The organism is Bdellovibrio svalbardensis (genome assembly GCF_029531655.1).
GTDB lineage: Bacteria > Bdellovibrionota > Bdellovibrionia > Bdellovibrionales > Bdellovibrionaceae > Bdellovibrio > Bdellovibrio svalbardensis.
Map to the genome: position 1 here is coordinate 282,454 of NZ_JANRMI010000003.1, position 20,259 is coordinate 302,712.

19 protein-coding genes are annotated in these 20,259 nt (G+C 46.7%); 4 read left to right on the plus strand and 15 right to left on the minus strand.

All coding sequences use genetic code 11. From position 1 onward, the window contains the following. Positions 1-63: 63 nt before the first annotated feature. From NWE73_RS11465 to NWE73_RS11475, 3 genes are all read right to left on the minus strand, one after another. Positions 64-1,647: a L,D-transpeptidase family protein gene (locus NWE73_RS11465; protein WP_277578465.1), complete on the minus strand. Its 1,584-nt coding sequence runs from the start codon at positions 1,645-1,647 to the stop codon at positions 64-66. A 341-nt stretch (positions 1,648-1,988) separates the two neighbouring features. Continuing rightward, positions 1,989-3,128, minus strand: a complete 1,140-nt coding sequence (locus NWE73_RS11470; protein ID WP_277578466.1) for a citrate synthase — start codon at positions 3,126-3,128, stop codon at positions 1,989-1,991. A 123-nt stretch (positions 3,129-3,251) separates the two neighbouring features. Beyond that, the gene (locus tag NWE73_RS11475; protein ID WP_277578467.1) at positions 3,252-4,145 is read right to left on the minus strand and encodes a PP2C family protein-serine/threonine phosphatase; all 894 of its coding nucleotides are present in this window, start codon (positions 4,143-4,145) and stop codon (positions 3,252-3,254) included. 213 nt (positions 4,146-4,358) lie between these two features. Here NWE73_RS11475 and NWE73_RS11480 point away from each other — a divergent pair, with 213 nt between their 5' ends. Next, positions 4,359-5,852: an ELWxxDGT repeat protein gene (locus tag NWE73_RS11480; RefSeq protein ID WP_277578468.1), complete on the plus strand. Its 1,494-nt coding sequence runs from the start codon at positions 4,359-4,361 to the stop codon at positions 5,850-5,852. 69 nt (positions 5,853-5,921) lie between these two features. On the opposite strand, the gene NWE73_RS11485 is transcribed toward NWE73_RS11480, so the two are convergent. From NWE73_RS11485 to NWE73_RS11505, 5 genes are all read right to left on the minus strand, one after another. Further along, on the minus strand, positions 5,922-6,734 hold the full coding sequence (locus NWE73_RS11485; RefSeq protein ID WP_277578469.1) for a S1 family peptidase: 813 nt from the start codon (positions 6,732-6,734) through the stop codon (positions 5,922-5,924). A 125-nt stretch (positions 6,735-6,859) separates the two neighbouring features. Beyond that, complete coding sequence (locus NWE73_RS11490) at positions 6,860-8,026, minus strand: hypothetical protein (RefSeq protein WP_277578470.1); 1,167 nt, start codon at positions 8,024-8,026, stop codon at positions 6,860-6,862. Beyond that, complete coding sequence (locus NWE73_RS11495) at positions 8,004-8,762, minus strand: class I SAM-dependent methyltransferase (RefSeq protein WP_277578471.1); 759 nt, start codon at positions 8,760-8,762, stop codon at positions 8,004-8,006. The genes NWE73_RS11490 and NWE73_RS11495 overlap by 23 nt, the downstream gene beginning before the upstream one ends. Continuing rightward, a complete protein-coding gene (locus tag NWE73_RS11500; protein WP_277578472.1) occupies positions 8,738-9,805 on the minus strand; it encodes a prenyltransferase in 1,068 nt (355 codons plus the stop codon). The genes NWE73_RS11495 and NWE73_RS11500 overlap by 25 nt, the downstream gene beginning before the upstream one ends. Next, positions 9,805-10,758 carry a polyprenyl synthetase family protein gene (locus NWE73_RS11505; RefSeq protein ID WP_277578473.1) on the minus strand — a complete coding sequence of 318 codons (954 nt, stop codon included), beginning with the start codon at positions 10,756-10,758 and terminating at the stop codon, positions 9,805-9,807. The genes NWE73_RS11500 and NWE73_RS11505 overlap by 1 nt, the downstream gene beginning before the upstream one ends. Before the next feature lie 78 nt (positions 10,759-10,836). Here NWE73_RS11505 and NWE73_RS11510 point away from each other — a divergent pair, with 78 nt between their 5' ends. Then, a complete protein-coding gene (locus NWE73_RS11510; protein ID WP_277578474.1) occupies positions 10,837-11,292 on the plus strand; it encodes a YkgJ family cysteine cluster protein in 456 nt (151 codons plus the stop codon). 96 nt (positions 11,293-11,388) lie between these two features. Next, a complete protein-coding gene (locus tag NWE73_RS11515) occupies positions 11,389-13,401 on the plus strand; it encodes a peptidase associated/transthyretin-like domain-containing protein (protein ID WP_277578475.1) in 2,013 nt (670 codons plus the stop codon). Between the two features lie 27 nt (positions 13,402-13,428). Here NWE73_RS11515 and NWE73_RS11520 read toward each other — a convergent pair whose 3' ends face one another. The 4 genes from NWE73_RS11520 to menA are packed head-to-tail and all read right to left on the minus strand — an operon-like array spanning position 13,429 to position 16,749. Next, positions 13,429-13,746 (minus strand): (2Fe-2S) ferredoxin domain-containing protein, encoded by a 318-nt coding sequence (locus NWE73_RS11520; protein ID WP_277578476.1) that lies wholly within the window; start codon positions 13,744-13,746, stop codon positions 13,429-13,431. Beyond that, the gene (locus tag NWE73_RS11525; RefSeq protein ID WP_277578477.1) at positions 13,740-14,903 is read right to left on the minus strand and encodes an AMP-binding protein; all 1,164 of its coding nucleotides are present in this window, start codon (positions 14,901-14,903) and stop codon (positions 13,740-13,742) included. The genes NWE73_RS11520 and NWE73_RS11525 overlap by 7 nt, the downstream gene beginning before the upstream one ends. Continuing rightward, a complete protein-coding gene (menC, locus tag NWE73_RS11530; protein ID WP_277578478.1) occupies positions 14,879-15,874 on the minus strand; it encodes an o-succinylbenzoate synthase MenC in 996 nt (331 codons plus the stop codon). Before menC ends, NWE73_RS11525 begins: the two co-directional genes overlap by 25 nt. Beyond that, a complete protein-coding gene (gene menA, locus NWE73_RS11535) occupies positions 15,871-16,749 on the minus strand; it encodes a 1,4-dihydroxy-2-naphthoate octaprenyltransferase (protein ID WP_277578479.1) in 879 nt (292 codons plus the stop codon). Before menA ends, menC begins: the two co-directional genes overlap by 4 nt. Before the next feature lie 103 nt (positions 16,750-16,852). Between menA and NWE73_RS11540 the strand changes: the two genes are divergently transcribed. Then, positions 16,853-18,079, plus strand: a complete 1,227-nt coding sequence (locus NWE73_RS11540) for a DNA recombination protein RmuC (protein ID WP_277578480.1) — start codon at positions 16,853-16,855, stop codon at positions 18,077-18,079. A gap of 22 nt (positions 18,080-18,101) precedes the next feature. On the opposite strand, the gene NWE73_RS11545 is transcribed toward NWE73_RS11540, so the two are convergent. The 3 genes from NWE73_RS11545 to csrA all read right to left on the minus strand — a co-directional run bounded on the left by NWE73_RS11545 (position 18,102) and on the right by csrA (position 20,244). Next, positions 18,102-19,085: a hypothetical protein gene (locus NWE73_RS11545; RefSeq protein ID WP_277578481.1), complete on the minus strand. Its 984-nt coding sequence runs from the start codon at positions 19,083-19,085 to the stop codon at positions 18,102-18,104. Between the two features lie 157 nt (positions 19,086-19,242). Continuing rightward, on the minus strand, positions 19,243-19,770 hold the full coding sequence (fliW, locus tag NWE73_RS11550) for a flagellar assembly protein FliW (RefSeq protein WP_277578482.1): 528 nt from the start codon (positions 19,768-19,770) through the stop codon (positions 19,243-19,245). Positions 19,771-20,016: 246 nt separating this feature from the next. Continuing rightward, positions 20,017-20,244: a carbon storage regulator CsrA gene (gene csrA, locus NWE73_RS11555; RefSeq protein ID WP_142698850.1), complete on the minus strand. Its 228-nt coding sequence runs from the start codon at positions 20,242-20,244 to the stop codon at positions 20,017-20,019. Positions 20,245-20,259: the final 15 nt, after the last annotated feature.

Genomic DNA, 20,259 nt, shown 5'->3' on the forward strand with positions numbered 1-20,259 from the left:
TTCGGCAAATTAGAATTGAGAAGTCCGCCCTGTAAATGGCGGACTTCCTTGAACTGCGTTGATCTAAAATGGACCAGAAATATATCTTTGAATTGTCGTGTTCTGACCGTAAAGATCGTCAGCAAAGCGAATGATTCCGTCAGAACTCATCTGCGACGTCAAATAAGCCAAATACACCGGTATATATCGGTCTTTTTTCAGCGGCACTATGGTTGGTTTTGCAACGATTTCCCCAGGCTTCGCGACAACGGCATCGATGGCCGCACGATTCCAAGGGGTGCCTTGCAAAATATATTCAGCCAAATCAAAAGGTTTTTCCAGACGAATGCAGCCGGAACTTAGCTGACGCATGGGCTCGACGAACAGTTCTCGCTGATTGGTATCATGCATATAGACCGAGAATGAATTTGTTAACTCGAACTTCACGCCACCCAAAGCATTTCCCAAATGGGGCTTTTGACGAATATAAATATCTGGCGCGACGGTCCCTTCGCTGATGCCCCACCAATCGATAGTCGAAGGGTCAATACGTTTGGTAAACGATTTATTCCAAACTTCATAGTTGTGGGAATTAAAGTAGTTATTGATTTCCCAAGGCGGAAGATTTTTTATCTCCTCCACTTTGTCCTGCATGAAGATTGTCGGAGGTACGACCCAATAAGGATTGAAGATAACCGTCACGACCTCATCACGCATTGTGGGAGACTTCCTTGCCGGACGTCCATTAATTGTTCTAAATGACATCGTCACATTTTGATTAGGGGTTCTGTCCACCAAAGCAAAATAGGTCATAGCCAGATTTATGAAAATATAGCGCGGTTCGAACTGCTGCGGAAGCCAGCGCATTTTCTCCATATCAGCTTGCAACTGGCGGACACGATCCATGCAACTGACATTCAAGAAGGTCCACGTTCGGCCCCCTGGAGAAATCACCCCGTCGGGTTTCGCACGTAAATTCCACTGAATGTCATTGATCGCAGCCAAAACTTCGCCATCAAACAGATCATCCATAGAGGAAATTCGATAGCCCAGAAAACTCAGACGTTTTTTTATATCAATCAGAACTTTATTGCGCGTATTCAGCTTCAAATCTTTTTTGACTGGGACAATTGGCGTCCAAGCCCCATTCGTGCAGGCAGGATAAACCTTGCGCATGGCCTCCTTCACTGAAAGATAAGGAGGATTTTGGGGCGCCACTCCTTCGATCACCGAATCTGCACGTTTTCCAGAGGCCAACACCAAAGCTTGCAGCTGCTGCACTGAAATAAAGTTCTTCTTGATGAACTTCACATCAAAACCCAAGAGCTGGGGATCGACGCTTCCGGAATAGAGATCCTGCAAGAGCTGCAAGAAGCTCTGATTGGCACGATATTTCAAATCTTTGCTGAAGCTGCCACCACGCTGGTAGGCCCACTCCATATCGTCCGTCCAGTAAGTTTTTGGATTCAGTCCGTGTCCCCAAATTTTGAGCATCGCACTTCGCATATCATCAAGATACAGTTGATCAATTGTCGAATAGTAATCCGGTTGAGCGGCGTTTTGAGAGGCCGCTTGCTCTTCACTGGACTGCATTTGTGCGAAGGACGTTGTCTGGAAGATGACCGGTAGCATGAGAGACAGAACAGTTGTTGCTCGAAAAACACCCATGGCATTCCCCTCCTTCACTACTAAGATTTTCCTGCGATTTTCTTAGCGGCGTAAGAAGATTCTGGGCTGGGGGACTGAAGATTTCGAAAAGAAAATGACCATTCCTGTTTAAAGTCAGCGAAAAATAGTTTGCCCGACATAGGACTCGACCCATGCTCGACAAAAACAAAAAGGGAGCGAAAGCTCCCTTTTTTATGCGAAACAAAAATTACTTAAGGTTGGTCAAAAAGGTCCAGATGCAAGGCGGAGGGCCTTTCACGAAACGCAGGCGTGGCAGCGCCACGTCGGAGAGAAGTGAAATGCCCGACAACGCTGTCAGATGGGCCTTTTTCACCGACCGACTAGCGTTGGCTAGCGGGTGTCCACTTCAAACCCTCTTTACCAGCCCATTTTCCACGAGGACGGTAGATACGGTTGTTCGCGTACTGCTCGAACGCATGAGCGCACCAGCCAGAGATACGAGAAGCCGCGAAGATTGGAGTGAACAAATCAGTTGGGATACCCATTGAGAAGTACACAGTCGCAGAATAGAAATCCACGTTCGGCATCAAGCCTTTTTCTTTGTACATAGTATCGTCGATCAAAGTCGACATTTCGTACATGTGGTGCATTCCTGCGTCTTTAGTCAATTTGTCAGACATACCGCGAAGGATGCGAGCACGTGGATCGCCGTTTTTGTAAACGCGGTGACCGATACCCATTACTTTTTCTTTCGCTTGCAAAGCGTCTTTTACAAATTGTTGAGCTTTGTCCATGTTGCCGATTTTTTGCAACATCAAGATCACTTGCTCATTCGCTCCGCCGTGCAAAGGACCCTTCAAGGCGCCAATTGCAGACACAACTGCAGAGTGAAGATCAGACAAAGAAGAAGCTGTTACGCGAGTCGCGAATGCAGAGCAGTTCAATTCATGGTCAGCATGAAGGATCAAGCAAGTATCCATTACTTTAACGTGTTCAGCGTTAGGCTCTTTACCACCGCCCAACATGTACATCATGTTCCAAGCGATAGATTTATCAGTCTTAGGAGCCACTGGCTCTTGACCTTTGCGGATTGCATCGAATGCGCAAAGAAGAGTTGTCATTTGTGCAGTCAAACGAACTGATTTGCGCAAGTTTGCAGCTTCGCTGTTGTCGTTAGCATCAGCATCCCAGTGCGCCATCAAAGACACAGCTGTACGCAACCAACCCATTGGATGAACGTTTGTTGGAATGCCTTTTAGAACTTTGATAAACTCAGGGCTCAAAGCCATTTGGTTATGAAGCTCTGTAGAGAATTTTTGAAGTTCAGCAGCTGTTGGAAGTTTGTCGTTCCAAAGAAGATAAACAACTTCTTCATAAGTTGAGTTCGCAGCCAAATCATCAATCGTGTAGCCACGGAAATTAAGATTATCGCCAACGATAAATGATACTTTCGTTGTACAAGCAACTACGCCTTCAAGACCTTTATCCAAAGCGCCTTCATAGATATTAACCTCAGCCATTTGAGTTTCCTTTCTGAGTTTTAAAAAAGAACAAACCAGTTTTATTAAAAGCTTTCAATAATGTCACGCACTGTCTACGGGCCGGTCTACACTCTGACTCCGTCGGGCCGGCCTCCACTCCGGCTAGTTCTTAGCCAGCTTAATCACTCGATCTTTTACTTCGGTGACAATTAGAGTTTGATCTCTAACCGGGTCCTCTTTGCCAGTGTACTTTTGGTTGGCGTAAAGGATTTCATTGCGAAGTTCATGGACCCCTTGACGTGGGGCTTTCGAAATCGCCTCCGACAAGCCGTGTCCTCCCCAGGCAACACCCAAGGAATTCTGGGAATTCTTAAGACCTTCTGTGGCAAGGATGAGTCTATCACGGGGGTTGAGTTGCACCGTGCGACTTTGAGGCTCTGTGTTAAAATCTCTTCCAAGGCTCGGTCCAGTCGCAAGAAGCTCCTGTAAGGAGTCCTTACCATAGACGGCCAGAAAGCCATCAATGATACCCACCGAACAATACTGAAACTCATAACTTCGGCGATCCACGATTCCATAAAAAATATTGGCCTTGTCGTCGTTCGCGATATTCGGAACCACTTCCTTGGCAAGCAGCGCCACAACTTTGTGGGCCTCAAGACCGCGACGAGCCTCGATCTGAGATGAAATCTTAATGATAACGGACAAGAGCAAAGACGAAAGAGAATAGCCGCTGGCGCTGGAAATCAATATTCCGAATTTCAATTTGTCTTCATGCTCAAAGATATCGAAATAATCTCCGCCCGATCTGGTTCCCGCCAAAAACTTGGTGCTGAACTCAAAGCCTTGAACGTTCGGCAATTCAGTCGGCGACAAAAATTTTTGCAGAGACTGCGCCATCTTCAACTCTTGATTGGTTTGCGCGATAAGCTTCTCCAACGCGACATTGGCCTTTGATAGCTCGAGACGATAACGATGCAGTTCGGCCTCTTTCACGGCGAGCTCGTGTTCCAAATCTGAAATGCGTTCCTTTAAAGAGTCTTGATCATTTGCCATGCTACATCCTGCGTCCGCGCAAATTCAGCCGGGAAAATCCCGGCGCACAGGACTGTTATTTTAGAGTTTTTTTTTAGACGAGTCGCGCAGTTATCGCAGAACAGGTAGTTCTTCAGCCTTAAGTCGAGACGGTTCAAAACAGATCACCTACATGGGGGATTCTATTTAATTGCTAAAAACCAGAGAATTTAGATTCACTTATCGGGAGTCTAAATGAAGAAATGCATTTATACGGGAGCCACCGGACTGACTGTCTTGATCTCCATGCTAATGGGTTGTTCCAACACAGTTAAAAATTTAGTCGTTGCCTCAACAGAGCCTGAAACTTCGATTTTCAATCCCGAAGGCACACTTGAATTTTTCAAAGAGATCAACCCAGGATCAAGTGCTGCTGATCCCGCCTCTTTCGCGATGTTGGGAAGCAACAAGTTTCTTTTTTATGCCAATGATGGCACCAACGGCGTTGAGCTGTGGGCTTCCGATGGAACTGCGGCGGGGACTGCCTTGGTCAAAGATATTTTCACGGGCCCATCCAGTTCCTATCCAGCCGGCTACACCATCCTTCAAGGAGTCAGCCCCGCAACGGCAGTCTTTAATGCCACCTCTGCCACATCTGATTCGTCTCTTTGGAAAACTGATGGCACGACAAGTGGGACCGTTCAGATCAAAAATATCAGAACAGGTGCCACTGACGGCTTAATGAACTTTTTTTCTACGGCCAACGGTAAAGTTCTCTTTCAGGCCAATGATGGCAGTACTGGTGCTGAGCCCTGGGTCACAGATGGCACACTTGCGGGAACCACACAGTTAGCAGACATCAATTCCGGGGCACTCGACTCAACCCCCTTTGGGCATCGTTCTATTGGAAACAATGAATATATGTTCTTGGGCAACACGGGAAGTCCGGCAATTCGTCAGGTTTTTAAAACCGACGGAGTCACTGTCTCAGATGTAAGGTCAGACTTTACCAAAAGCTGTACAATTCTGGGGGTTCCTGCCTTTGGATCGCTCGGCTCAGGAAAAAAAGTCTTTGCACAATGTGATGATGCCAACGGGAATGAACTATGGATCACTGACGGAACCTACGTGGGAACTCAGCTGCTAAAGGATATCAATCCAGGGACGTCAGGTTCAACTCCACAAGGATTCCAGGCTCTGCCCGATGGACGTGTTATATTTTTTGCGATCACACCGAGTACAGGCAGTGAGCTCTGGGTGACTGACGGCACGGAATCAGGAACGACTCTTCTGAAGGACATTCTGCCTGGCACAGGGTCAGGTGGCGGCAACGGCTTCACTGATCTCAAAGACGGTCGATTTATTTTCCATGCGGCCGACGCAACCGGAAACTATGAACCGTGGATAACTGACGGAACTTTAGCGGGAACTCGCAAGGTCAAGGAAATCAATCCAGGGACCGCGGCTTCAAGTGCGGGGGGTGGATTTGCCCTTCTCAAGCCAGGAGTCGTGGTATTCTGGGCCAACGATGGTGTTCATGGCAATGAACCCTGGATCTCAGATGGAACCGAGCAAGGCACAAAACTTTTGTTAGACACGATCGCCGGTGCAAGCACCGCTGTTTGGAATACAGGAAGTCCGCCCTTTGTATTTTCGTCGACCAAAATTTTCTTCAATGGTTGCGAAGGCACTGTTGCTTCGAATCCACCTCACTGCAAAGAGCTTTATTCTATCAATGTAAAGTATTGAACCAGGTCTCTCACAGAAAAAATCGGGCTTGATAAAACAAGCCCGAGCTATCTATCACCAGTTATAGAACTACTTAGGCACGAGCTTCCCAATCGTTTCTGCGATCCAAGGCTTGTAAACATCAAGACGCGTGTAGATTGAAGTTCCATTGCAATCATGATTCGCGCCTTTGTAATGACTGACTCGGTTTGCAACGCCAAATACTTTCAATCGATTTCCCACTTTCACAATCGCCGGCCCTCCAGAATCACCGAAGCAAATTCCGCGGCCGAGATCACGCTGACCGAATATCACCGTGCCCATCGACCAGGTTGTATCTGCCACCTTCAAGTTGATTCTTCGCAAAGTTCCACTCCCCCATTTCAAGCGGGGCATACTGATTCCATAGCCGGCGACGACGATCGAAGTTCCCACTTGAAAGGCCGCATAATCATCCAAGAACTCAGCCGGGCGATAACCCTTTGGCAGTGCCTCGGAAATTTTTAAAATCGCAAGATCATGCATGTCTCGATACATGACGTCCGGAATATACTTTGGATTCACTTCGATCCGCACCACCTTGCGAGAAGCCTCCCCACCGCGAACACCAAAAAGAACTGTCACCGCCGAGGCCGGCGCCTTGTACACGCAATGAGCAGCCGTTAGAATCGTGCGAGGTCCCAAGATAGATGCCGAGCAGGTCGAATTGTTGTATCTGTTCTTTAAGAACACGGTCGTTGCCGCAATCGGATCCGAATCAGAAACGGTGTCACCACCATATATTCCTGGATTATTTTGAAGGTCGTTTGATGCATTCTGATTATTAGAAATATCGGAGGGATCAGCACAAGCGGATAGTAAGAATAAGGTCAATGCGCCAACTAAGAACTGGTGAAGCTTCATGGTCATCTCCTGAAAGATTGCTGTGGCCCTTATAGCAATCCCTCAGAATTTATCAAATGACGAGAACGCAACTTTGCCGACGGATCTTTCGTTTCACACTTTTAACGAAAAAAAATAGAAGCGTGCTAGAACAGCTTCTCTATGACCGTCAGCTGCTCTTCTTCAGCCTTCAAGCGCGCTTGAATATGTTCCGGCACTTGGCCTTCCTTGAGAGTTCCCAAGCCTGCCACGTGATAACGAATTTCACTCAAGCGCTTATGCACTTTTCCCTTGGCCCAGGCCATGCTGGTAGTAGAGAAGAATTCCGGACGGAACCATGATTTTGAAATGTACTTGGGCTCTTGCATCTCATCAACTTTGAACTGAACTGCAAAATGACCCCAGATCATCTGAGCAATGAATTGGAAAAGCAAAATCACGATGAACAACATCATGAACTGCAAACTCTTGTCTTGGAATGAAGCCATGCCGGTTGAGTATCCCAAATTCACAGTCTCTCTGACCACTCCCGCCATTACCAAGCCAACAAAGGCTCCCAGTGAAGAGACCACAGCGAACTGTGTCCCCAAACGGCGACAATCTTGATTCAATGAACGAGTGTGCCACCAAAATAAAAGCATGCGCCCGATACGTTCCCCAGCAAGCAGCCCGATTGCACCGTTCAATGACAGGACATTCGTGAACAACAAACTGAGACCCAAAGCCAAAGTCCAAAATTCAATTTGTACAATCAAACTTAAAACAATTCCGGCAAGCAGCAGTCCCAGCATTGCGGGGAATCTTCCGTCTGCCAAAAAGAAGACCAAATCACTCTCGCCCAGTGTTGATTGCAAAATGCTGGAGTTGCGCAACATGATTTCGCCCCCCAACAAAAACAAACCTGTGAAGAAAATCCACTTCAGCACTTTATCAACTTTCACAGAAACAAAAGGGCTTAGGAACATCAACGAGCACAGTCCCATCAGGAAAAGTCCGTTAAAGCTCATAAATAAAAATCCCAAAATCAAAACCCACCAGGCTCCGAGGGTGCTGAGACACATGACCAAAGTGCTCGGTCGCAGCGCCAATACACGCAGATTATAAAGTCCCATACCGGCATATAAAGATTTTTGAGGGGAAGTTTCTAACAGCACGACATCAGCCGCACGAATAAACATAGTACCCAGATTCGTATCGAGACCTTTATCGAAAAACTTTTTTTGTAAGCCTGCGAAGAATTCCGCCGCATATTTCTGCGAAGTGGAAAGACCAAACATCATCAGGACAAAACTACCCAACCACATAAGAATCATAGCGAACCACCTTTCCTTCAAACGAGTGAATCACTCCAGGCAACAATTCTTCCGCCTTCATAGGACGTTTCACCACTACACGGCGCACAGGCCAAGTAAGGGCCTCTTTCAAAACCTCGGCGGCATCGGCATCATGTCCGACAAGATCCCGGAAGACCACCATCTCTTGTTTCGGCAATGCGGACTTCTTCTTGTGCGGATACATTGGATCAAAATAAATCGCATCAACATCCAACTTTCCTTTATTTTCACGCAAGAAAGTCAGAGCATCCGCAAAGTGCAGCTGATAGGATTTCAAATATTGTTTTTCTGTACGAGCAAAAGCCTCTTTAAGAAGAGCATACAAAACGGGGGATCTCTCCACTCCGATCACCTGAAAATTCAACTGCATTAAGAAAACGCTGTCGATCCCCATGCCCACGGACAGATCCAAAACCTTGCGGCAACCCTTGGCGTACCCCAAGGCCTTGGCAATCAACTCATTCTTACCTTGATGACCGCGACGTTCGTAATCGAGATGGTTTTTATCAAAATCAATTTCCAGCAACCGCTTTTCAGCATCGCGGACATAGACACGATCACCCTCGACATGAAAACGAAAGAAATAGTCATCGATAGAGGACGGATTCACGGGGCATTGAAAGAACTCCGCCCATTGAGCGGCCCTCACCAGGCCGGCCTCATCGGAAAGAATACAGATCTTTTTTGAATTTAAGCTATCAGATACCACAGACATTCAAATACCCAAAGGCCTATGGTGATGAGGAATAATGACAATCCATATTTAAAGACCTGGCGAAGTTCACTTCCCACCGGACTGGAAATACTTTTCAATTTCGATATAAAGCTGCCGGATACGAACAGAACCGCCACTGAAAGATAGAATCCCCAATAGGTTCCCGCAAAGATATAGTGGTACGCCAAGTTCATGCCGATAAATGCCAACCACCAGAAGGCCAATAAACGACGGGCATTATCAAAACCCAGCCAGTTCACGGTGTTTTTAAATCCTGCCTGGCTGCTCGGAAGGATGTTCGTGAAGTTTTTCAGGTGCACGATGAACAGCACTCCCCAGCCCCACAAGCAACCCAACCAGAAAATTTCCTGATCAAGGCGTGCACCCATCGAAAGCTGGTAACCGACGGTTAAAAGAGGTCCCAACAACAGAAACAGGGCAAACTCTCCACCAATTTGGTATTTGAATGAGTTCTGTCTTTTAAACTGCGCCCACAATCCGACGGCAAATGAGATTGCGATGACGATGGCAACCTCTGGAAAAGCGAAAACCACCGGAATGGCACAGATTCCTGCTAACAATAAAAACAAAGAAGAAAAGTTTTTGACTTGAATCGCCGTCAACCAGCCATTTTGGATAGAACGACTTCCACTGTTGGCAATAATTCGATCAACGCCTTTGATGTGATCCATAAAATCATTGCGCAGATTCACGGAAATCAGAGTGAAGATCAGACCGATCGTGGCGATGATTGTCGTAAAGGGATCACGTCCTGTTTTATCGACGATATTCTTGGTCAAAACCAAAAACAATGGAACTAAAAGCAAAAGAAAGCTGCGCACCTTAACAGACTTCAAGGCTACCACGAACCATGACGGGCGATTGAGTTCACTTACGGGAACAATTTTAAAGGTGACCGTCTCTGACGCCGAATTGACGTTCAAAGATTGCACCGGCAAGGCGCGCTTATCAGAGGCAAAAGTGCCCAGCAAATAAGATTCAAACTCTGGAGAGTCTTTAGAAAGCGTGACCAAGTGACTCACTAAGGTTTCCTTCTCCAGTACAAGATCTCCGTCAGCGGACGAAGCTGTTCAATGAGATTTTCCTCACCAGGCTGCAAATGTTTTCTGAGTCTTTCAAGATGATGATCGTACATTTTGATCAAGCCTTTGTTCATTTCATCGAACTCAGCAAGTTTCTGGTCGAATTGATCTTTGCCACCAATGCTCGCGTAGTACTCTTCCAGATTTTTACTTTTCACAATTTGATCGATCTCTTGACGACTGCGACCGCGACAAACGAAAGCGCCGAAGGAATTCAGATAGCCCGATTTCAAATCACCCAAGATGGCTTTGCCTTCGTCGTTACGAATATCGTAATCCAAAAGGTCATCACTTCGCTGGAACAACTGTCCAAGCAAAGTGCCCATCTCTTCCAAAGTTTGATGCAACTCTTCGTTGTATCTTTCTTTGGCGATGAACGGAGCGCGAATACACCATTTAAACAAACTGGCGGTTTTGAGATTGTGAATGCGGTCCAATTGCTCAAGAGTCACGAAGAAGTCGCCAACAACAGAGTCCTGCAACCACTCGCCTTCAAGCAAATCAGAAATCACTTCAGCTGTGTATTGAACTAGCTTGATATTTCCGTGACCAGAAAGATTGACCATCACGCGAGCGAGCAAATAGTCGCCAGCCAACACCGCGTACTCTGGAGTGTACTTCAACCAAGCCGCTGTTTTACCACGACGAAGATTTGAACGGTCGATCAAATCATCATGCAACAAAGAGGCGTTGTGAATGAACTCGATAGTCTGAGCCAAAAGATGTTCCGCTTTGGCATCCAGGGACAGGTTCGAGCCCATCATTCGAATTAATTTCGCACGAAATCCTTTACCACCTGCAAAGAGGTCATCATAAAGCTTATTCAGCTTTGGTAAATAGGCAGGGAAATCCCTGGAATCATAGACTTTAAGATCAATGACATTGCGCGACAATGGTAACTCCTAATATGGAGTCAAAATGGCGAGATATCTTCTTGCTGTCAAGGGACTACAGGCCTTAAAGTCCCCGGAATGGAAGAATTTAAATTCACTGGTAAAGAATGGTGGCGCGAAGGTGTTCGCTTTGAATGCACAGGCTCTGGCAAGTGCTGCACTTCGCATGGCGAATATGGCTTCGTTTATCTCAACTTGGAAGACCGCCAGCGTTTTGCCAAGCATTTGGGAATCCGCACCTCTGAGTTCACCAAGAACTACTGCGAGAAAACCGGCGGGATCTGGCATCTGAAAGAAGATCCTAAAAATCCTGATTGTATGTTTTTAAAAGGCAAAGGCTGTGGCGTCTATGAAGCTCGCCCCACGCAGTGCCGTACTTGGCCGTTCTGGCCTGAAGTGATGAACGCAAAATCTTGGGCAAAAGACGTCAAGGCTTTCTGTCCCGGAGTGGGACGTGGCCCCGTTATTTCTGCTGAGAAAATCGAGGAGCAACTTCGCGATCAACTAAAAAGCGAGCAAGGCTGGGGTAAATAGCTTGGAAAGAGACGGCTACATTACAGCCGTCATAATTCCGTCAAAATTCTCATTCTGAGTCTTAAGCCCCCCCGATGAACTGTCGAAAAGTACTGCATGAAGTACGTTAATGCGAAGTTCACCACCCTTATGTGCGTCTTGGCCTTGTCGGCATCAGCTCTTACTGGCTGTGAAGATCCCGCTGTTGAAGTGGGCGTCTTGGGTAAAAAACTATCTGCACCCGCTCTTAAAGGGACAAGTCCTTTTGATCAAAGCTTCAGTTCTCAGAATTATGTTCATATCACTGGATCTTGTGACACTCGCGTCGGTGATGTTTCTGTCAGCTTTAAAATCGGGAGCAAAACCGGATCTGGCAGCGCAGGCACCAGCCCCACTTCAACCGAAATTGCCAACGCGGCAATGTACCATACTCCATCAAGCAGTCCGGATTTAACAGGCACCTCATTGACCGGCCCTATCGTCAACGATGTGAATTGTGCCGACGGAGTGTTTGATTTTTACTTAACGAAAAATGACTTGCTCTCTGTGTGGGGGTTTGACGGCACTTCAACCAATATAGATGTGACTGTCATCTATATCAAAGGATCAACACTGATCGGTGACACGCAAGTCTTGACCCTCACTGATCCAAAGGGCAGCAACGGTTCCGGCGGCAATGTCGCGACCAAGATCGCGGTTGAGAAGCAGTGGCCACATGGCTTTGCCGGTTCTGGGCGCTGTGAAGGCTTCAATGTTTTTCTGACTGATGCCAATAACAATTGGGCGTCGTCTTCGGCCCCTGTCACATTCAGTCTTTCCCAAGCAAAGGGCGGCAGTGCTGCTACGACAGTGTTTGGTTATTCATCTTGGGAAACCTGCAACAGTTCTTTGATAAATCCGATTGCGGGCGTCAGTTCATTCACTATTCCCGCAGGACAAAACAGCATTCAAATCATGATACCAATGCCATCAGATGTGGGTTCACTCGATCAAACATTCAGCATTAGCGCCATCAGTTCTGGCCTGAACTCTGCAACCGCTGATTCTTATATCCTTCGCAACTCAGCCTCCAGTCGTCGCTGGTTAACGGCGGATTCCCCAGGCAATAACCGCATTTATAAAGACATTTGCTATCCGACCAAGTTCTCTCGTTACAACTATACAGGTTCTTATGAAACGACTGATGCGGCGATTGACGTCACACCTATCAGTGCCAATGCGAAGTTGAAATACTTTAACGATGCAAGCTGTACGAATCAAACTACGACGTTTTCCATCCCGGCGAGCATTGCTTCAGTCAGCGGATACGTGAAGTATGTTTCCGATGCCAACGACACGGCATCTTCACTACGAATTCCTATAACTTTCGCCAACACGAATGCCAATTACGACTTTGCATCTTACAGAGTGGATGTGGATCTCAGCGCCTCTGCCACAGTGACAAGAGTTGATTTTTGGGGTCCCAACTACATCCAGCGTGGCTACTGCAGTTCCTATAGAGTGGTTCGCGCCAACAACTACATGACGCCTATTCCAGATCCAGGCTCAAGCCTGACAGTTTCCTTAAGTTCAACGGCCTCTGGAACTTTCTATCCTTATTCGGGCTGCACAGGAACACCACTCAGTCAGGTGACGATTGGTTACGGCTCTGCCGATACTGAAGTTTACTTCAAGCCAGATGGAGTGCTCACTCCAGGAACCTACACCGTCACAGCGTCAGCCCCTGGGCTGACAAGTATGGTTCGAGATATGAAAGTTACTGCAGCATCTGCAACAAATTATACTCTCAACCAGCTCTTTGGTTCTGTTTTGGCCCAAGACACTTGTAGCGCTATGAAAATTTATACTTATGACTCGAACTCGAATCCGTCGTCGGACGTTCCGATTAGCATCCTTTATTACTCTTCTGGCTTGTCTATTGCCACGGATGTTCAACTGTATCGGGACCCAAGTTGTAGCACTGCAATCACTCAAAATACTGCGACAACTTTGACGTCTTCAGGATCACAGTACTATATGGTCTATATAAAATCGACGGCACTTACAGGATCCAGCTTCAGCCTGAACCTGCAAGTCAACTTTGAAACTATGTCACAGAGCCAAGCCTACAACATCTACTTGTCTCACTAGTTATCTAACCTGCGAAGTTGTTGAAATTTAGATCTTAGATTTCAACAACTTCAAAAGCTCTTCACGGTCCTTCTCGGGATGGACTGTGAAAGTTTCGGTTTTACCGTCTGTTGATGCAAAAGTAACAGCTTGAGTATCGTCAATGCAAACGTCCAAACAGCTGGAAGTGACAACTCTGATCTTAGAAAGATCACCGCTCTCTTTAAAGCTTTTCTTCAAAAAAGTTTTAAGATTCTCTCCCGCATTGCCTTCCTCTTTCAAAGAGGAAGCTGAAATAGACTTGTGACATTTCGTACAAACAAGAACCACTCCCTCAGACCAAGGTGTCTCTTCTTTTTTTAACATAGTATTCTCCTTAGTGCGCTCCACTGAATCTTGCCCAGATCTGTGCGCGGGATCTCGGTTACAAAATGGATCTTTCTTATTTTTTCATAGGGCAAAACTTTTTCGCCATACAAGTTCGCAATCTTTTCGGCTGCACTCGAATTTAAAGTCGTGACCATATGAATCTCCGCCCCTAAACGTTCAGACGGCATATCCAATAAGCTTATATGTAATGGCCAGAGTGGATTGAGTTCAAGCGCCGATTGCTCAAGCACCGCCCGAAGTCTTGCGACGTTCGTGCCTTCTCCCCCAATTTTGACATAGTCCTTGCTGCGTCCTGAAATTTTCAAAGCCATCCCCTGAACCTCACCACGATCTTCAGAGACAAACCAACCCTGAATCTTTGGATCCCAATGACGGGCTCCTTCCGCGGTGTTCTGGGCGTAGCAGGTAAATAGAGACAAAGCTTTCACTTCCAAAAAGCCCTCCTCATTGCTGCGAGCGTCGGCATGACTCAGAAGTTCAATCTCAGGATAGTCCTGGGCTTGGAGCGACTGCAGAGAGGCGGTGGCAATTTGCGAAGCTGTTTCGGTCATGCCATAACTTGGCAGAACCGGCCACCCCAATGCCCGAGCTTGCTCATACAATGGGGCATCAAACACACCTCCTCCGACAACGATGGCACGCATTGTTTCCGGAGCACGAAGATTGTGTGCAACCAAATCATAAACTTGAGTGGGCACCAGTGCAGACAAGGTGCACTTCTCTTTAAGAATTGTTTGATAGAAATGCTGAGCGTCCCATTTGCCCTCTTTCAACGCAGGGACAACTCGCGATCCCGCGAGTTCAGACCGAATCTCTATGCCCAGCCCACCCACATGAAAATGCGGAAGAACTTGTGTCCAGATATCTTCTGCGGTGGCTTGAAGATGTTTGTTCACGGATACGGCAGAAGCGATCAGTGCCTTTTTAGAAAGTGCCACCAGCTTGGTTGATCCAATGGAGTCAGCCGTGGAACCCGATGTGGCAATCCACACATGAGCTTGCAATCCAAGTTCATGCTGAACGCTTTCCGCTAAAGAATATAATTTATCGAAATCCGCCTTGGGAAAACGCGGATTTATCAATATCACATTGTCATCCGTAGAAAGATCTAACGGAGTTTGATGTGATACCATGGCAGGGCCTCCAAAAGTTTGTCAAAGCCGACACCGGTACCACGAACTCGGCGAAGAAACGGGCCCTTCGTATCCAACTCTGCAGCGAACACATCCATTTTATAGTGACGATGAGTGAGACAACCTGATTCTATAATCAATTCGCCATATTTTTTCTTAAGCTCCATCGCAATCGTCATGGCGTGCGCGACGCCCACCGGATGATCCATGTAACTGGTCACCGCAGCTTTCAAATTCCATTTTTGACAATGTCCAATTGCCATATCGACATCCATCTTCGCCGGCTTAATCACAATCACGTCAAAAGGAGCTTCGGCCTCTAACTGGTCCCAACGAACTTTGTTGTATTGATTATCAATAGCCAATTTCACAAGCTTTTTAGCTTCCATCCATGAATGAGCATCATAAGGAAATGGATCTTCCACATATTCAATGAGGGCGCGCACTTTCGGATCGAGATTTTTCATAAAGCGCTCGAAGATCTGCCAATTTGCCAGAGCATTGAAATCAAGACGCATTTTAAAGCCCGCACCAGCAATATGCACCAGAGCTTCGGCTTCCTCTTGAAGGTCTCGGCCAATTTTTACTTTGATGGTATCAAAACCTTCTCTTTTAACTTCATCCAATAGACCTGGTTTGACGTCTTCGGCGTGAGTCAGCAGGTAGTTATTCTTAACCGGAGTTCCTATATCAAAAAGATTTCGCTTCTTTGAACGTGCTTCGGCATCACGACGAGCCAACCAAATAGTTTGCTCGATTTGCGCACTGATTTTTCCCGCACGCAGACCCGCCAATTGTTCTTCCAAAGACGGATCACCCAGCTCTGGCCACGGCTGAAGATCTCCATAACCTGTCAGACCGTCATTCCACTCAACTTTAAATAGTACGCCCTCACGATGAGTATCCAAACTCACCGCATTGAGCGATGCTACAGGCTTGAGTGTATACGGGCTGTAACTAAGTTTGATCAAAAAATAAATCCTAACGTCAGCAAGAGTCCAAAGACCAAATGAAGACCGGCAGCTTGTCCTAAAAACTTATTATAGACTGGGCTGGGTTCGGTCGTAAAAACATTTTTGGTCAACTTCACTGCCAAAGGCAATGCGAACAAAGATACCACGGCTGCAATCTTGTAACCCTCAAACCACCAGTAGAGATTCATCACAAACGGCAAGAAACACATCGCTGCAATTTCCCAGCGTGCGAACTTGACGCCGAAACGCACGGCCAAGGTCTTTTTATTCACCAGCTTATCACCTTCGCGGTCACGCAAGTTATTCACACACAGCAAAGCCGTCGCATGGAAACCAATTTGCAAACCCAGCACCAAGGCTTCAACCATCCACTCGCCCGTATTCAAAAAGACGATTCCCATGACCGCCAAGACCCCAAAGAATGCGATGACAAAAAGATCCGCAATTCCAAGATAAGCCAAGGGGAAAGGGCCTGCCGTATAACAATAAGCCAGCAAAACAGAAGCCAAGCCAATCGCTATGATTGTCATGCCACCTTTCATGACCAAAGGAATACCACATAGAACTGCCAAGAAAAGCAAGAAGGTCGCAAGTCCCATGACTTGATTTGCGGTCAGAATCCCCGCCTGAGTAATACGTTGAGGACCAATGCGCTTTTCGGTGTCTGCACCTTTTTTGAAATCCACCGCATCGTTCACGAGATTCGTTCCTATTTGAATAAGAAAAGAAGCTGCGAGTGCATAAAATAAAACATGGCCATCCCAAGACAGCCCAATGGCTTTTACCAAAGCGGTTCCAGCTAAACAGGGAACCAAAGCGGCCGTTAATGTTTTCGGGCGAAACGCGAGAATAATACTCTTAATTTGACTCATTCGCGCATCATACACTGTTTTTCGCGTGACCTGAAGCACTTCTAAAGGCAAAAAAAAGGCTGCTCTGCCAAAACTCGGAGTCTCTAAAAATACGGAGGATGCCATGACTATCATAAACTTCGTTGCCTTTATCGCCGGCGCATTAATTTCTGGATTAATCATCTTCTTCAAGGCGAAAGCGCAATCCGCGGCAGAAAAAGCCAACTTGCAGGCAGAACTCCAAACTTTGCAAATGAAGAATGAACTTCTCGCCAGCAGCCTTTCAGAACAAAAAAGCCTGATGATCGAAGCACGCAAACAGCAGGAAGCCCTGGCTGAGCGTATGAATGTTCAATTTGAAGTCGTTGCACAAAAAATATTCGAAGAGAAATCTGTTAAGTTCACCGAATCAAATCATAAAAACATCTCTGCTGTTCTTGAACCCCTGAAAGAGCGCATTAAGGACTTCGAAAAGAAAGTTGAAGAAACCTACTCCACTGAAAGATCAGAACGCGGAATGCTGCGCGGAGAGCTTGCGAAGCTGATGGAACTGAACAAAGTGATGTCGACCGATGCGCAAAACCTCACCAAAGCTTTGAAGGGTGAAGTCAAAACCCAGGGCAATTGGGGCGAACTTATTCTTGAGAATATCCTGGAACGTTCAGGCCTGCGCAAAGGGGAAGAGTACACTGTCCAGGGAACCGACATGGACTTGCGTGGTGACGACGGACAAATCCTGCGCCCCGACGTGATCGTGAATCTTCCAGACAGCAAGCATATTGTCGTCGACTCAAAAATGACTTTACTGGCCTACGAGCAGTACTCTTCGTCTGAGCACGCTGAAGATCAGGAACGCTTCGGCAAACTGCATATCGAATCTTTAAAGAAGCATATCGATGGTCTTTCTGAAAAGAAATACCATGCGGCCGACAAACTGGTGTCTCCAGACTTCGTGATCCTCTTCATGCCGTTGGAACCTGCATTTGCCTTGGCCTTCCGTTTAAAACCAGATCTCTTCCAGTACGCCTGGGAAAAGAATGTGGCCATCGTCAGCCCAACGACCCTGCTGGCAACGCTTAGAACAGTTTCAGCTTTATGGAAACAAGATCGCCAGGAAAAAAATGCTTTGGAAATTGCAAAGCGTGGCGGCCTGCTTTACGAAAAGTTCGCAAATCTTCTAAAGGACCTTCAAAACCTTGGTGAGAAATTGGGCGCGGCTCAAAAAGCTCACGAAGAGGTCATCAAGAAAGTTTCAGATGGCCGTGGCAACTTGATGGATCAGGTTGAAGATTTGAAGCGTTTGGGAGCAAAGACGGAAAAATCTTTGCCTCAGCTAGAGCCCATTTCTTAGTCAGGCTTCTTAGCCCGGCTTTTTAATTCACGCCACTCGTACCGTCGGAGTCCTTCACATGCGAAGGACTTCCCTGCACAGCCTTTATCGACTTGATCTTTCCGCTATTCATGGCGTCCTGAATACGGCGAGAAGACGTATTGAACTTTTCAAGCTCCAAGGGATTTGCACACAAGCTTTTCATGGCCATCAGTTTTTTATTTAACTCAACCGCATCCGCAGTCCGCAGATCATTGACCAGAGCATTGCCATTGGTGATCGCGTAGCTGTCTTTACCGCGCAGAGTGATTTTTTCAAGCTCCCCCTGGAGCTCTTTCTTTCCACCCACTTCACTGAAAAATATTTGATTGCCGCCGGGCTGAAGTTCAATCGTCAGACGATCCTTACCCTTGCTTTGAATGATCTTGTTCGCACCACACTCCATCTTCAAAGGCTCTGTGGAGTTCTTATACCACTTATAGCCGAAGTATCCCGCGACGGTCACACCCGTCACCGCCAGAGCTGCTGTGACGCCAACAAAGGTAAAGAGCATCGCATACAGAGGGCCGACATCCGCATAAGCAGAATTCATGAAGGGATTAAACTGCGCCACTGGAAAGTTCAGTTCTTTGAACTGCCCCCAAGACTTTTTCATCTCTACAAAATTGGCTTTGACTGATTTCTTTGGATTGTAGTTGTAAGTGATACCCTTATAGGTGAACTCATATGGAGACGCCCCCACAATCACGGGATCCACCAAACCTTCGAAGCGGATCTTATTACCATCGAATTCCATGCCGATGAAAGGTCCCGATAGATCGAGTTTATAATGTCTAAACAGTTCGCGGCTGTCGCGCTCGAAACGGTCGCTCCCGGTGGCAGCTGTGACCAAATTCAGAGCGGAATCCAAGGAGTTCACTTCATAAAAAACAGGTGCAGGAAAGTTTGGCGCTGCCAGCACTGGCTGCACCATAAACTGAACGCTCAAAGGTAATAACAGAAAGGTAACTAAGAACTTTCTAAGCACATATCCCTCGCACTGTTTGAAAATCGTATCAACACCGGGAACATATGCCTAGTAAAGGTTTACACAAGAAAGGAACGGGGCCAGAAAGCAAAAAGCCACTCATTTTGTGAGTGGCTTTAGTAGTTTGCTTCGATTTGAATTTTGGAGCGAATCCCTACTAGAGTTCAGCATCCTTCACGACATGCAACTTCGTCGCAACATCAATTCCAGTGGTTTGATTTTTAATCGCCACCGCTGGGTTTTGAACCACGCGCTGTTGAAGTTTTGTAAAGATTGGCTCACGAATAGCTAGATTATTGTCCTGAAGCACACATTGACGAGCGATCTTTTGTGCGACATTCACAACAACAGGAGCTTTCAAGTTCGCTGTCATTTGCGTTGGATCGTCAGGAATTGTCACGATAGAGAAGTAGCGAGCTTTGTCTTGACCAGAAAGCTTCAAAGCTTCCATGTCACTTTTCGTTAGGCTGGCTTTATATTGAGGAGCAAAAAGTTCTGGCTCAAGAACTGGGAAAGCAATTTGAGGAGCTTCACAGCTTTGCAACCAAGCGAAGATCTCATCATTCGGATCGTCAAGAAGAGCAAACTTTCTCAAATCGGCGAAGCCCAACATTCCCTCTGGAAAAGTCAGAACATCTTCTTCTTTCAGCTCAATTTGGCCGAATCGCGATGTAGAAATGATCATTCGTTCCCCCTCCGGAAAGCAGGATACACACTTAAAGTTTCCAATAGTTTAGACACGCAGAGGCGCAAAACCGGTGTATCCATATATAAATCTGGACCTAAATCTAGGGAGACTCAATTAAAATTTAGCGTATTTGACGGAGCGCTTCAGGCTTAAGAGAGGAAGGGAGCGTCACTCTGGACGCGAAAAGGGGCCCTAAGACCCCTTTATACCTACTCCGACATCGTCGGAGTGAATCAAAAAACATTACGGTTTTAAGAGTTTTGCCACACTACGTGATTTATCAGCAGAAACATCAGCAGACTGAACGTTTTGCTCTTGAATCGCGACGTAAACTTCTTCGCGGTGAATTTTAGTATCTTTGGGCGCTTCGATGCCAAGACGGACCTGTTTGCCCTTTATTTGGACTACTCTGATCTTAATGTGGTCATCGATAGCGATGCTTTCACCCAACTTCCGTGTGAGAACCAGCATGACAACTCCTTTTGC

Bases quoted from the DNA above. Each gene is read 5' to 3' on its own strand.
- NWE73_RS11465 (WP_277578465.1), bottom strand. From the start codon at position 1,647: ATGGGTGTTTTTCGAGCAACAACTGTTCTGTCTCTCATGCTACCGGTC.
- NWE73_RS11470 (WP_277578466.1), bottom strand. From the start codon at position 3,128: ATGGCTGAGGTTAATATCTATGAAGGCGCTTTGGATAAAGGTCTTGAA.
- NWE73_RS11475 (WP_277578467.1), bottom strand. From the start codon at position 4,145: ATGGCAAATGATCAAGACTCTTTAAAGGAACGCATTTCAGATTTGGAA.
- NWE73_RS11480 (WP_277578468.1), top strand. From the start codon at position 4,359: ATGAAGAAATGCATTTATACGGGAGCCACCGGACTGACTGTCTTGATC.
- NWE73_RS11485 (WP_277578469.1), bottom strand. From the start codon at position 6,734: ATGAAGCTTCACCAGTTCTTAGTTGGCGCATTGACCTTATTCTTACTA.
- NWE73_RS11490 (WP_277578470.1), bottom strand. From the start codon at position 8,026: ATGATTCTTATGTGGTTGGGTAGTTTTGTCCTGATGATGTTTGGTCTT.
- NWE73_RS11495 (WP_277578471.1), bottom strand. From the start codon at position 8,762: ATGTCTGTGGTATCTGATAGCTTAAATTCAAAAAAGATCTGTATTCTT.
- NWE73_RS11510 (WP_277578474.1), top strand. From the start codon at position 10,837: ATGGAAGAATTTAAATTCACTGGTAAAGAATGGTGGCGCGAAGGTGTT.
- NWE73_RS11515 (WP_277578475.1), top strand. From the start codon at position 11,389: ATGAAGTACGTTAATGCGAAGTTCACCACCCTTATGTGCGTCTTGGCC.
- NWE73_RS11520 (WP_277578476.1), bottom strand. From the start codon at position 13,746: ATGTTAAAAAAAGAAGAGACACCTTGGTCTGAGGGAGTGGTTCTTGTT.
- NWE73_RS11525 (WP_277578477.1), bottom strand. From the start codon at position 14,903: ATGGTATCACATCAAACTCCGTTAGATCTTTCTACGGATGACAATGTG.
- menA (WP_277578479.1), bottom strand. From the start codon at position 16,749: ATGAGTCAAATTAAGAGTATTATTCTCGCGTTTCGCCCGAAAACATTA.
- NWE73_RS11540 (WP_277578480.1), top strand. From the start codon at position 16,853: ATGACTATCATAAACTTCGTTGCCTTTATCGCCGGCGCATTAATTTCT.
- fliW (WP_277578482.1), bottom strand. From the start codon at position 19,770: ATGATCATTTCTACATCGCGATTCGGCCAAATTGAGCTGAAAGAAGAA.
- csrA (WP_142698850.1), bottom strand. From the start codon at position 20,244: ATGCTGGTTCTCACACGGAAGTTGGGTGAAAGCATCGCTATCGATGAC.